The following is a 12,914-nucleotide window of genomic DNA, read 5'->3' as shown; positions in this document are numbered from 1 at the left end:
AATAGAAAATCACGGCAAGGTAACATGGTTTTACTTAAGTGGAAATCCTGTATAACAGCAATAACCTTCACCGCAATCAGTCTGACTGCATCCAAGTCGGCATTGGCGGTATCTTTATACTCAGTTACTGACTTAGGCAATCTTACAGGAGAAGCCTACAGTTATGCTACAGACATTAATGACTCAGGTGAAGTAGCGATTAATTCTTTGGACAGTTCTTTTTTTTACAGTAATGGTTCGCTCCAAAAAATTAGTCCGTTGCCTGGCGATAATGTACTTGCAGTGACTGGTATCAATAACTTGGGGCAAGTAGTTGGTAATTCCATCGGTAAGACCGACAGTGATAATAACGTCTTTATTTACAGTGATGGAACAACGCAAAATACAGGTCTTAAAGGCATTCCTTATGCTATCAATGACTCAGGTGAGGTAGTTGGCGGTACAAGTGGTGGCGGTATATTCCCAAAACTTGCCTTTCCCAACGGAGCCGCTTTCCTATACAGCAATGGTACGACGACTATTATTAACAATAATTTAAAAGAAAATTATGTTGCCTATGGCATAAATAATTTAAGTCAGGTAGTTGGGATTTTCGGCTCTTCCGGCCGAGCCTTTTTATCCAACAACGGTATAATCACTAATCTCGGTACCCTCCCTGGTGACAGATACAGTCAAGCAAACGATATTAATGACTCAGGACAAGTAGTTGGTAGTTCGGGACTTACTGGCGTAAATGATACTCGTGCTTTTCTGTACAGTTCCAGCATAGGACTCCAAGACCTCGGTAGGTTACATCCTACAGATTTGTTTAGTGCTGGTTTAGGAATCAATAATTTGGGTCAAGTAGTCGGGTTTTCTGGTACTAACAATAACTTTTTTGCCGCAGATGGCAACGGTTTGCGGGCTTTTCTTTATAGCGATCGGACTCTGTACGACTTAAATAACCTGATTGCTCCTAGTTCAAAGGGTGGCTTTACCTTAACAGCGGCATCTGCCATTAATAATAATGGACAAATTGTCGGTCGTGGTGCAGTTAATGGTGAATTACACGCCTTCCTCTTGACACCAATCTCATCTGTTTCTATAGCTGAACCAACTTCAGGTGTTCCTATTTTGTCGTTCGGCGCTAGTGTAATTTTATTTACAGCACTTAAGCGCAAACCTCACTCTAAAAGTGCAGCCATACAACAAAGAAGTTAATGCAATAACTTCAGGCGACAAAATGATTACTTGGGAATATGGATTTATAAAAATGCTCGTTGAAAATCTTTGAGGATATGTCTCTAAGCCACGCTTCGAGACACATCTGTACTTTAGGCAAGGGATGACATCACTTAAGTTGTTCTTGATTTTCACAAACTAGTCATCACCTGAGCTAATTGATTAGATAAATCAATTGCAGACTCCTGGTATTTTTTGAATAAAACTCCAGCTAAAAAATAATAATTGCCAGAATAAAATGCCATCTGATTTTTTTGGAGTTTTTCGATGTGCTTCTTTACCTTGGGATCAGAGCTATAGTAGCCAAACTGTAAAGGTAACACCATGAAGTTTTGAACATAATAACCATTTTGTTTTGCTATGTTCAACGTATTGATGGGATTAGAAAAGCTCGATATTAAAACCAACACATTTTCATAATCTAGCGATAAAAGCTCATTGGTAACAGTGGCTCCATCTACACCCCCAAACAGAAGTGGCATATAAATATCGTTATCTGGTGCGGGAAGATAGGGCGGATTAGCGACAAGATACTCGGCTTCGGGTTGAGAAGAATTAAACAAAGATGAATTGTGAATGATGTATTTATTAGTGAGATTGTATTCATCAATGGTCGAATTGGCGACTTTCCATGCAGAAGTATTTAATTCAAATCCCTGGATGACTCCATCAAACTTATTTCTCAATAACGAATTAATTACAGGGCTGCCATCTCCTGAGCCAAACTCCACAATAGATTCAGAATTTTGACAATTTCTGAGGACAAAACTTTCTAAGCAATTTGAGTAGAAATTAGATTCTTCAGGACAAAAAAAGATATCTTTCATTTGACTAAAATTCAAAGTGTAAGGTATAATCAATCTATTAAGAGGTTATTTATTACCTTGCATTCAGGAAATAAATAACTGTTCCTTTAGCAAAGGGTTGCTAAAGAAATTTGTTTGCAGGAAAATTAGCAATAAAATGACTTAAAATGTCAAATTAAAATGCTAAGAATAATCTGCTATTTATAATTTTTGGGATTGCTCATAGGAGTAAAGTGGCTTATTCCGCTTCGCGTATCGATCGCACAACAGCACCAGCGGCGCGATCGCCCATTTGTTTCTCTTGGTCATACCCAAGCAGCAGTTCCCACGCATCATTGGGATATCGTTCTGCCAAAGACAAAGCTACATCATCTAACATCCAACGACCGTGCCGTTCATCTTCCTTAATGTGTAGTTCCCAATAACCCATCGCCGCCTCTGATAGTTCCAATCGTTGGGCCGCCGCCAGATAGTTTTTATAAGCCGCAGGGCCAGCCACTTCAAAATATGTCAACGCGCCACTGTAACGTAGGAAATAGCGTTTGCGATCGGTAGTTAGAAAGTTATGATTATCGCAAGCTAAGACTTCCCAAGGCACTAAATCGAAGTATCCTTCCGGTTCAGTGTTCATTCCAAACTCAGCCAACATTTGAGCAAAAAATGTCGAGTGCTTGCGGGCTAAACGACCATTGCCGTACTCTTCTAGTAGTACTCGCACCAGCGTACACTGGATTTCATTAGCAGCACCACCCAATACGTAGCAAAGACGACTGCCTTCAACCAAACCATCAAAGGAGCCGATCGCTAGCAAGTGACGATAGCCAGCTTCAGTCATTTCTTCACGAATGTAGCGGCTATTCTCCGACAAAGGCGGATTTAAATCAGCAGATGCACGCTCAATTAAAGCTTGTTTGACATCCAATTGTTGCAGTGCAGCCACATCGATTTGTGCCAATTCCCACTGTTGCCAAGCAGCTTCAATTTTGTCACGGCAAGAGTGCAAATACAGCGATCGCTCATTGTTATAATGCTGCAAATCATCGTACCAGAACAGCTTTAGCCGATTGATTCGATAAAGTATCCGTTGCAGAAAACGGTGAGCCTGTTCATCGGAGCGATCGTTTTTATAAGCACCCTCAATTGCCATAGAGAGTGACTGTTCAAACTCACTAGCTATTGAAGGTTTTGCATTCAATTTATTATCCAAATCCTCCATTGCGAGCAATTCTATAAATTGCTCCTCAGCACGTTCGTACTTAGTAATTGTTCTTTCTTTAGTTTGCGTGCTATTTTTCGCAGGCTCAGTCTTAGGAAATATAACTAAATTGCTTTGCATGGAATCTTCGGTACTTTGGAAAAGTGAGAAATTATTTTCACCTCTAATATCTAGGTTTCCACACCAGTAGCTTTCTGTACCTCTTTCCCTGGTTATAAAGAAAAATTAAGTTTCTAAGGAATGGGGAATGGGAAGAGGGGAAGAGGGGCAGAGGGGAAAGACTTACTGCAACTTCTCCCCTGCTCCCCTGCTCCCCTGCTCCCCTGCTCCCCTGCTCCCCCGCCCCCACTACGGCACTCCCTTCTGTTCCTCAATTGCCTTACTGGGCGGAATCTGCTCAAGAGGAATCAGTGCTTCGATCACCGACTTCACGATTGGCGCGGCGACAGTAGAACCATAAGCACTTTCTCCTTTTGGCTCATCCACCAGTGCAAACACTACATAGCGAGGAGATTCCACGGGTAAAATAGCCACGAAACTGGTCATTCTCGCACCCTTGATGTATCCCCCATTGGGACTAGCTTTTTGGGCTGTACCAGTTTTACCAGCAATGCGATATCCCGGAATTTGTGCCGGCTTACCGCTACCTTCAGTAACAACAGTTTCCATCATTTCCACAACCTTTTGAGTTGTTGCGGTTGAAAAAATTTGCCGGGGGATGGTGTGAGTGGGTGAATCATGCATCTGCCCTTTGCTATCAATCAACCCGCGAACTACATGGGGTGTAACTAACTTACCGCCATTAGCTAAAGCACCGTGCATTTGCACTAGCTGTAACGGTGTCATGGAAAAGCCTTGTCCAAAGGAAGTAGTAGCTGCTTCAATTGGCGAAGCGATAAATTCTTCTTGACTTTTGAGCCTTCCGCCGACTTCAAAAGGTAAATCTGTATCAACTTTTTGTCCTAGCCCTAAGCGTTCTAACCAGTTGTAGTAAATTGAAGGCTTTAAGCGTTGGATAATTTGCACCATGCCAATATTGCTAGAATATTGCAAAATCTGAGCGATGCTGATTCGCCCATTACCATTATTCATCGCATTTTTGATGGTGTAATTAGCGACTCGAATCGAACCGGAGTCATTAAACATATCATCTGGTTTGATGATGCCATTTTCCAGAGCGATCGCCACATTCAAAGGCTTAAAAGTCGATCCCGGTTCATAAAGATCCGCTACTGTCCAGTTTTTAAATAGTGAAATATCAGATTTAGCATATTCATTAGGATTATAAGTAGGCTGAGAAACGAGGGCGAGTAAAGAACCATCCAATGCATCCATGACAATTACCGCTCCACGTTTGGCGTCAAACTTCTCCATCTGTTGTTTGAGCGCAATCCGAGCAATTCGTTGTAGACGGCTATCGATAGTGAGTTGTAATCGCAAATCGTCAAAATGCAAAAAACCTTCGGGCGCCCGATCCGGCATCAAGACGCCATTTCCCGACCGACTGAGCCGCACCGTTTGCACGGGACGTTCTAGCAACTTCTCTTGAGAGTATTCCACACCAGCTTGACCGCGGCGGTCAACATTCACATAGCCCACCACATCAGCAACCAAATCGTCTGGCGGGTAAAATCGGGAGTATTTTTGATTCCACTCCAGGCCATTTAAGCGCAAAGAGATGACGCGATCGATAATTTCTTCTGGTAAGGCTGGCGCAAGGATAATTCCGCTTCTTTTGCTTTGAAAAGTTTTCACCAATTCAGCAGTATCTTTTGCCAAAATTGGCGCAAGTCGCTCTGCCATATCTTCATTAGACTTATCAAACAGCTTGGGATGAGCGTACAAAGTATATACAGGACGGTCAATAGCCAACAAATCGCTATTGCGATCTACCACTGGGCGACGGGGCATAAAAGGTCGCACACTCACCATTTGCTGGTTGCGTGCATACTCGGTTAACTTTGGCCCCTTGACAATTTGGAGATTATACAAGTTAATAGTCAACCCCAACCCTGATGCCATTAATACGCCCCAAACAATGAACAGTCGGGACTTAGTGTTGGATGTTTGGTCTTGTATACTAGAGGCTAATTTTCCCAAAAGTCCTCGTTTATCACCCTTGTTCTCGTGTCGCCCTGTAAATTTTGAATTCTGAAACTTTCTGAATTTAGTTTTCTTTGGTGACTTCTGCATTGGGTTTGTCCTTTGTCCTTTGTCTGTTGCCTTTTGTGATTAACCAGAAGTCTCATTCCTAATGACTAATGACAAATGACAAATGACTCTTAGAGATTAGTATCCCAGTGGCGAGAGTGTTTGCGGTTGCGTTTCAGAATTTGGCGTTGTGTTGGGCGATGCTGACTTAGGACTCTGAGATGCTGGAGGCAAAAAAATCATTCTTTCAGGAGTTGGCGATACCAGCCCTGCTGTTGGTTGTTCTGCTTCATTAGCCATTTTATTTTTCAGCGTCGCGTTGGTTGTCGTTAGCAGCCGTTCATGACGTTGGAGGTTTTGCAGTCTGCGATATGACTGACCCCAAAGCTCTTGAGAATAGACTGTCCAAGCATAAACAGCAAGTGTCGATGCTACTAACAAGAACGCCACAACTGACGAATAACGATGAAAGGTATACAAGCGCAGCAACCACAAAGGTGCAGTTCCAGAATTAGGCATTGTGGGAAGCCCAAGAAAACCTACCCCCAGAGTCTTTTGGTTCCCATTCAACTGCTCATTGAGATTTGGTAATTGTTGTCTACCCAACTGTTTGCCTGATTTGGCTATAACTGCCTCATTTGTGGGAGAAACCGCTAATTTTTTTGAGGAACGCTGGTGTTTTTGAGAGGATACTGGTGTGAAAGCGCTCTGTGCTGCTGACTCCATAGGCGCAGAGCGTCGCCTTCCTAAAGAAAGGATAGAGTCTCGCCGGAACCAATTACCCCTTGTAGAAACAGTAGATTTACGAGCAACTACCATAAATTTTTAAATTTTTTTAGATGGAGAATACTGCACTTTAGATTGATTGTCTGTTTTTGCTCAGGTTAAAATCACCTTCTGTGCAACCAGCACACATAACAGACTATACCCTTTTAACTTTTCTGATAGGTAACTGTATCAATGTTTGCATCCCCTAGATATGCAATGTTTGCAATCAGCGATTAGAAACTGGACAGCTTACCCTTTAGGTATCGCACCTAAAGTATGGCAACGTCACGTAGCAAGATGCAATACTCTGTGAAAAAAATAAAATTTTTTGCTATCATAGCTCCGTTTGCTAAATAAGTTGGTATTTTTTGTTTTGCTCCTGAGTTAAGAGAAACTAATCAGGATACGTAATTCCAAAAACAATACCCCAAAGGATTGTTTTTTTTAAGTATGTAATCTCGCAGAATTTAAAAAAAGCAATAAATACGGTATCGTATTCAACAGGCGAAAAATTGTTCTAGCCACAATTGGTGAAAGAGGAGTTATGAAAACAAAAATCTTTGGTTTTGCTTTAATGTTAAGTCTGGCTGCAATTCTTGGAGCCTGTGAAGGTGGTGGTGATGGTGCTGGTACTGCTACTCCAGCTGCTACAGGTGAACCAACTGACGCACCTGCTGTTAAAACTACTCCTGCTGCTACCCCCGCAGCTACTCCCGCAACAACTCCCGCAGCGACTCCTAAATAAGGCATCTTAAACTTTAGTTTAAATCGCGCCCAGAACTACTTAGTGACAGCATTACTCACTACATAGCTCGAAATATCGCTCGAATTAATTGGGTTCACGAAAAAACCTCATTTTTATGATGGTTTATCAGAGCGTAGAGTTTGCTCAAATATCAACTATGTAGGGCAGCAAGTAGAGGACACTGGTAAAGAGGATTATGTCCTCTACCAAGTGTCCTCCTGAAATTCCCCCACGCTCAAACCTTGTTCCCAGTCCAAGAGAGTCGAGTGAATATAAGCTATTTTGTAGGCAGATACTTCCCTCGTTTGGAATTTTAAATTGCTTATACTACTGAGTTTTGAGAGGGTAAAATAATTTATCGCGATCGCTGGCAATTGCTCTTGAGCATTCCTGTAGTCTATTCCGTATCAGGAAAGACTTGGTAATCTCCCTTGATGTTGCCAGATTTTTATTGGGAAAATTTGGGCATGGGAAAAACAGATTTTCATCCTGCGTTGTGAAGGTAGTTCAGGAGATGAGGAGAGTTAAAACGAGAAAAGCTATAAAATTACTGAGCTTAATTGTAATTACTGTAACTTCGATTGTTTTAAGTAGCTATTGGAGATCGGCAGCAATAGCATTACCGCCACCAGAAGATACCCCAGAAGAAATATTACGGACAAAGATTATTATAGAAGCGCGATCGCCTATTGATGGAAGACTCCTAACAGCTGCCGAGTATATCCAATTGCAAGCCCAGCTACAAGAAGTCCCGCCACCAAAACTAGACCCCAAAATTCGAGAACAGATTTTCTTGCTTCGGATACGTAAAACCTTACTCCAGTTTTTCCCATTTTTAAATTTTTGATACATTAGTCATTAGTTATTTGTCATTTGTCATTTGTCATTCATCCTCTGCCCAATACCTCTCAATAGTGCCCAGTTATGTTAGCGGATAGTTAGGGTTTGGCCCGTGCTGAGTCTGAGTAAAGAAGTAAGATTCCCTACTCACCACTCGGAACCCAGAACTGTTTTGCCCTATGCCCAACGCCTCATGCTCAATACCCCATTCTGATGTAGGATAACGGTGGCGACAAAATTGCAAATAAATGTAAAGAATATATATAGATATTAAAAAAGTAGATTTAGTCAATCACATTATTTCACTTAGGTAGCTTCATGTCCATGACCACGATCGCCCCTGAACAGGTTAACAGCATCGTTTGGAATCAGCATAACGATCCCTTTGAAATACTAGGTTCTCATCCTATAGAGCAAGACGGCAAAACTGTCTGGGCTGTACGGGCCTACTTACCAAATGCAAGTGCAGCATGGGTCGTTCTTCCCGAACAACGTAAAGAATACCCAATGCAAACGGTGCACGATCCTCACTTTTTTGAATGCACCATTGAAACTGCCGAACTGGCAAACTACCAGTTACGGATTAAAGAAGGAGAACATGAGCGTGTCATCTATGACCCTTACGCTTTCCGTTCTCCCAACTTGACAGATTTTGACTTGCATTTGTTTAGTGAAGGCAACCATCACCGAATATACGAAAAACTGGGAGCGCACCCCACGGTAATAGGGGGCGTTAAAGGCGTTTATTTTGCCGTTTGGGCACCCAATGCTCGCAACGTTTCATTGCTGGGAGATTTTAATCTCTGGGATGGACGTAAAAACCAGATGCGTAAAGGCCCCACTGGAGTTTGGGAGTTGTTTATTCCTGAAATTGGTGTGGGAGAGCATTACAAATATGAAATCAAAAATTTTGAAGGGCACATTTACGAAAAATCCGATCCCTACGGTTTCCAGCAAGAAGTTCGCCCGAAAACGGCATCCATTGTCACTGATTTAGATGCTTACAGTTGGAGTGATGAAGACTGGATGCAAAAGCGGCGTCGCACTGAACCCCTAACTCAGCCAATTTCAGTTTACGAAGTGCATTTAGGCTCTTGGTTACACGCTTCAAGTGCAGAACCAGCTAAACTTCCCAATGGTGAAACTGAACCAGTAGTTGTCGTTTCTGGACTAAAGCCGGGCGCACGCTTCCTTACCTACCGGGAACTGGCTGACCGACTCATTCCTTATGTCAAAGAATTAGGATACACCCACATAGAAATGCTGCCCATTGCGGAGCATCCCTTTGATGGTTCTTGGGGTTATCAAGTAACTGGTTACTACGCCCCTACCTCGCGTTTCGGCAGACCTGAAGATTTCATGTATTTTGTTGACAAATGTCACGAAAATGATATCGGGGTAATTGTGGATTGGGTTCCCGGTCACTTCCCTAAAGATGGACATGGTTTAGCTTTCTTTGATGGTAGCCACTTATATGAACACGCCGATCCTCGCAAAGGCGAACACAAAGGATGGGGTACTTTGGTGTTCAATTACGGTCGCCATGAAGTCAGTAATTTCTTAGCAGCAAATGCTCTCTTTTGGTTCGACAAATACCACATTGACGGGATTCGTGTCGATGCTGTTGCTTCAATGCTCTATAACGATTATTGCCGCGAACCAGGAGAATGGTTGCCCAACCAGTACGGCGGCAGAGAAAATCTAGAAGCAGCAGATTTTCTGCGTCAGGTAAATCACATTATCTTTAGCTATTTCCCCGGTATTCTCTCAATTGCGGAAGAATCTACTTCTTGGCCAATGGTATCTTGGCCTACCTACACAGGCGGACTGGGCTTTAACTTGAAGTGGGATATGGGCTGGATGCACGATATGCTGGATTACTTCAGCATGGACCCTTGGTTCCGCCAGTTCCACCAAAACAATATCACTTTTAGTATGTGGTACAACCACAGTGAGAACTTCATGCTGGCCTTGTCCCACGATGAAGTGGTACATGGCAAGAGCAATATCATCGGCAAAATGCCGGGGGATACATGGCAGAAGTTAGCTAATGTCCGTTGTTTATTTACCTATATGTTTGCTCACCCAGGCAAGAAAACCATGTTTATGAGCATGGAGTTTGGGCAGTGGAGTGAGTGGAATGATTGGACAGATTTGGAGTGGCATTTATTGCAGCATGAAGCCCACCAACAGTTAAAAACGTTTTTCCACGATTTGAATTATCTTTACCGTTCTGAACCAGTTTTGTACACCCAGGATTTTGCGGAACCGGGATTTGAGTGGATTGACTGTAGCGATAACCGCCATAGTGTAGTTGCCTTCATGCGTCGTGACAAGGATTCTGATGATTTTGCGATCGTGGTTTGCAATTTTACACCGCAACCCCATTCTCACTACCGCATCGGTGTACCGCAAAAGGGATTTTATACCGAGTTGTTCAATAGTGATGCGCGTCAGTATGGCGGCAGCAATATGGGCAACTTAGGTGGTAAATGGACGGATGATTGGTCTTTGCACAGTCGTCCTTATTCGCTGGATTTATGTTTGCCACCTTTGGGTGTGTTGATTCTCAAGTTGGATAAGAAGAAGACTGCTGAGGTAATTGGATAACAATTTGGGGTGGGGCGATGCCCCATCCTAAAGATAGTTTCGCCTATTCACAGCTACTCAACCCAGTTCTCTAATAGACTCTGGTGAAATTAAATATGCGTTATTACCTTTGTAGAGCCGTAGCATTGCTACGTCTCTACATTCTTTTATATAGTGATTTATTGACTCGCGATCGCTCTAAATTTTTTACCCGTAGAATTATACTTAGTACTCAGGGGAAGCTTACTACTGAGTTTGCGATGCGATCGCCCTATGCAAGTATTGGGTAGCGGGGGATATGGCTCAAAAGCTAAAATTTTGTATAGTACAAATGTATGATTTGTTAGCCCTAATCCTAGATATTTTATAATAATTCTATGACACAGATTAAGCCTGAAGTAAAGCGCACAGAAGAATTGCGCCAGTTATTACAACAAGCAAGCTTCGCTTATTACGTCCTAGATGCTCCAATCATGGAGGATGCAGTCTATGACCAGCTATATCGAGAATTGCAACAACTAGAAACTCAATATCCAGAATTGACAGCACCCGATAGTCCGACTCAGCGGGTTGGTGAGAGACCGGCAACACAGTTTACCTCGGTGCGGCACAATATCCCCTTGTACAGTCTGGAGAATGCATTCAATATTGATGAGTTGCAAGCATGGGATCAGCGTTGGCGGCGACAAGTACCGAAAATAGATTCAGTGGAATATGTCACTGAACTGAAAATTGATGGTTCTGCTTTGGCTCTAACTTACCAAAATGGCATTCTAGTTAGAGGCACAACTAGAGGTGATGGGGTGACGGGTGAAGATATCACCCAAAATGTACGGACAATTCGCTCAATTCCCTTACGTTTGAATTTTGAAGGGTTAGAAATTCTCGAAAGGGTAGAAGTGCGAGGTGAGGCGTTTTTGCCGTTGGAAGTGTTTAAACAAATTAACGAGGAAAGGCAAAAAGCCAGCGAACAATTATTTGCTAATCCCCGTAATGCCGCAGCTGGTACACTCAGGCAACTAGACTCCCGGATTGTCGCTAAACGGCGGTTAGATTTCTTTGGCTACACGCTGCACATTCCTGGTAGAGATGACACCAGTATTGCCAATACCCAATGGGAAGCGTTGGAGTTATTGGAAAAGATGGGTTTTCGAGTCAACCCTAACCACAAACTCTGTGCTTCGATCGCAGAAGTGGCAAAATATTATGAATATTGGGATACGGAACGGCTGAATTTACCCTACATGACTGATGGGGTAGTGGTGAAGCTGAATTCTTTTAAACTTCAGGAACAGTTAGGGTTTACGCAAAAATTTCCCCGATGGGCGATCGCTTTGAAGTACGCAGCCGAAGAAGCACCTACCCGTGTGGAAAATATTGCTGTAAATGTTGGCAGAACAGGGGCGTTAACGCCATTAGCAGAGATGCGCCCGGTGCAACTGGCAGGGACAACAGTTTCTCGTGCAACTTTACATAATAGCGATCGCATTACTCAATTAGATATCCGCATTGGCGATACTGTCATTGTCCGCAAAGCTGGGGAAATCATTCCAGAAGTGCTGAGGGTAATCAAAGAACTCCGTCCTGCTGACACCGAACCCTTCGTTATGCCCACCCATTGCCCAGTCTGCGGCCAATTGGTGGTGCGAGAATCAGGTGAGGCGGTGACTCGGTGCGTCAATGCTTCCTGTGCGGCGATTCTCAAAGGTTCCATTGAACATTGGGTAAGTCGTGATGCCCTAAATATTAAAGGTTTAGGCGAAAAATGTGTGCATCAACTCGTTGATAAAGGTTTGGTGCGTTCCGTCGCTGATTTGTATAAGTTGACAGAAAGCGAAAGCAAATTGTGTGAATTGGAGAGGATGGGGAAAAAGTCGGCAGACAAGTTGATAGATGCGATCGCTCAATCAAAAAATCAACCTTGGTCAAGGGTATTGTATGGTTTAGGCATCCGTCACGTTGGCAGTGTAAATGCCCAATTGTTGACTCAGAAATATTTCGCTGTAGAGCAGTTAGCTACGGCAAAGCAATCAGATATTGAAGGCATTTACGGTATTGGTGCTGAAATTGCCCAATCTGTGTATCAGTGGTTTCGGATTGATGCTAACCAAAGGTTAATAGAACGCCTACAAGCAGAAGGATTGCAATTAACTGCTACCGAGGAAACAAAAATAGTTGGGGATGGTAATCAAAAATTTGCAGGTAAAACTTTTGTAATTACGGGAACATTGCCAACCTTAAAGCGGGATGAAGCGAAGGCTTTAATTCAAAAAGCTGGGGGGAAAGTGACTGATTCAGTTAGTAAAAAAACAGATTATTTACTTTTAGGAGAAGATGCCGGTTCCAAGTTAGAAAAAGCTCTTTCTTTGGGAATTATGCAGTTAAATGAGGCGCAATTTTTAGAGATGGTTGAAGGTTGAAACAAGGTATCTATTCTGCAAATAATTTAAGATTTCTATAGCACAATGCAGTTTATCTAAGCCCAAAATCCTGATGTAGAGACGCGATTTATCGCGTCTTGAAAGACCAATCATATCATGTCCGACTAAATACTTGTCATTACGAACGCAGCGATAGC

10 protein-coding genes are annotated in these 12,914 nt (G+C 42.8%); 6 read left to right on the top strand and 4 right to left on the bottom strand.

Going from position 1 to position 12,914, the window contains the following annotated elements; translation table 11 throughout:
• Positions 1–24: 24 nt before the first annotated feature.
• Complete coding sequence (locus V7K84_RS31285) at positions 25–1,200, top strand: DUF3466 family protein (protein ID WP_334844001.1); 1,176 nt, start codon at positions 25–27, stop codon at positions 1,198–1,200.
• A gap of 152 nt (positions 1,201–1,352) precedes the next feature.
• On the opposite strand, the gene V7K84_RS31280 is transcribed toward V7K84_RS31285, so the two are convergent.
• The 4 genes from V7K84_RS31280 to V7K84_RS31265 all read right to left on the bottom strand — a co-directional run bounded on the left by V7K84_RS31280 (position 1,353) and on the right by V7K84_RS31265 (position 6,213).
• A complete protein-coding gene (locus tag V7K84_RS31280; protein WP_334844000.1) occupies positions 1,353–2,048 on the bottom strand; it encodes a class I SAM-dependent methyltransferase in 696 nt (231 codons plus the stop codon).
• 217 nt (positions 2,049–2,265) lie between these two features.
• Positions 2,266–3,363, bottom strand: coding sequence for an iron-containing redox enzyme family protein (locus V7K84_RS31275; protein ID WP_334843998.1), 1,098 nt, complete (start codon positions 3,361–3,363; stop codon positions 2,266–2,268).
• Between the two features lie 228 nt (positions 3,364–3,591).
• On the bottom strand, positions 3,592–5,436 hold the full coding sequence (locus V7K84_RS31270) for a peptidoglycan D,D-transpeptidase FtsI family protein (RefSeq protein WP_334843996.1): 1,845 nt from the start codon (positions 5,434–5,436) through the stop codon (positions 3,592–3,594).
• Positions 5,437–5,532: 96 nt separating this feature from the next.
• The gene (locus tag V7K84_RS31265; protein WP_334843993.1) at positions 5,533–6,213 is read right to left on the bottom strand and encodes a hypothetical protein; all 681 of its coding nucleotides are present in this window, start codon (positions 6,211–6,213) and stop codon (positions 5,533–5,535) included.
• Between the two features lie 493 nt (positions 6,214–6,706).
• Between V7K84_RS31265 and V7K84_RS31260 the strand changes: the two genes are divergently transcribed.
• The 5 genes from V7K84_RS31260 to ligA all read left to right on the top strand — a co-directional run bounded on the left by V7K84_RS31260 (position 6,707) and on the right by ligA (position 12,756).
• Positions 6,707–6,907 (top strand): hypothetical protein, encoded by a 201-nt coding sequence (locus V7K84_RS31260; RefSeq protein WP_334843992.1) that lies wholly within the window; start codon positions 6,707–6,709, stop codon positions 6,905–6,907.
• A gap of 514 nt (positions 6,908–7,421) precedes the next feature.
• Complete coding sequence (locus V7K84_RS31255) at positions 7,422–7,754, top strand: hypothetical protein (protein WP_334843990.1); 333 nt, start codon at positions 7,422–7,424, stop codon at positions 7,752–7,754.
• A gap of 311 nt (positions 7,755–8,065) precedes the next feature.
• Positions 8,066–10,357, top strand: a complete 2,292-nt coding sequence (gene glgB / locus V7K84_RS31250) for a 1,4-alpha-glucan branching enzyme (protein ID WP_334843988.1) — start codon at positions 8,066–8,068, stop codon at positions 10,355–10,357.
• A gap of 95 nt (positions 10,358–10,452) precedes the next feature.
• On the top strand, positions 10,453–10,626 hold the full coding sequence (locus V7K84_RS31245) for a hypothetical protein (protein WP_334843987.1): 174 nt from the start codon (positions 10,453–10,455) through the stop codon (positions 10,624–10,626).
• 87 nt (positions 10,627–10,713) lie between these two features.
• The gene (gene ligA / locus V7K84_RS31240) at positions 10,714–12,756 is read left to right on the top strand and encodes an NAD-dependent DNA ligase LigA (protein ID WP_334843986.1); all 2,043 of its coding nucleotides are present in this window, start codon (positions 10,714–10,716) and stop codon (positions 12,754–12,756) included.
• Positions 12,757–12,914: the final 158 nt, after the last annotated feature.

The organism is Nostoc sp. (genome assembly GCF_036917315.1).
Classification (GTDB): domain Bacteria; phylum Cyanobacteriota; class Cyanobacteriia; order Cyanobacteriales; family Nostocaceae; genus Nostoc.
Note: the sequence above shows the minus strand (reverse complement) of the source record. Positions and strands in the feature narration are given on the sequence as shown.

What these genes read in the sequence shown, in the direction of transcription:
- V7K84_RS31285 (WP_334844001.1), top strand. Translation starts at nt 25, where the DNA reads ATGGTTTTACTTAAGTGGAAATCCTGTATAACAGCAATAACCTTCACC.
- ligA (WP_334843986.1), top strand. Translation starts at nt 10,714, where the DNA reads ATGACACAGATTAAGCCTGAAGTAAAGCGCACAGAAGAATTGCGCCAG.
- V7K84_RS31265 (WP_334843993.1), bottom strand. Translation starts at nt 6,213, where the DNA reads ATGGTAGTTGCTCGTAAATCTACTGTTTCTACAAGGGGTAATTGGTTC.
- V7K84_RS31270 (WP_334843996.1), bottom strand. Translation starts at nt 5,436, where the DNA reads ATGCAGAAGTCACCAAAGAAAACTAAATTCAGAAAGTTTCAGAATTCA.
- V7K84_RS31260 (WP_334843992.1), top strand. Translation starts at nt 6,707, where the DNA reads ATGAAAACAAAAATCTTTGGTTTTGCTTTAATGTTAAGTCTGGCTGCA.
- V7K84_RS31255 (WP_334843990.1), top strand. Translation starts at nt 7,422, where the DNA reads ATGAGGAGAGTTAAAACGAGAAAAGCTATAAAATTACTGAGCTTAATT.
- V7K84_RS31275 (WP_334843998.1), bottom strand. Translation starts at nt 3,363, where the DNA reads ATGCAAAGCAATTTAGTTATATTTCCTAAGACTGAGCCTGCGAAAAAT.
- V7K84_RS31280 (WP_334844000.1), bottom strand. Translation starts at nt 2,048, where the DNA reads ATGAAAGATATCTTTTTTTGTCCTGAAGAATCTAATTTCTACTCAAAT.
- glgB (WP_334843988.1), top strand. Translation starts at nt 8,066, where the DNA reads ATGTCCATGACCACGATCGCCCCTGAACAGGTTAACAGCATCGTTTGG.
- V7K84_RS31245 (WP_334843987.1), top strand. Translation starts at nt 10,453, where the DNA reads ATGCGTTATTACCTTTGTAGAGCCGTAGCATTGCTACGTCTCTACATT.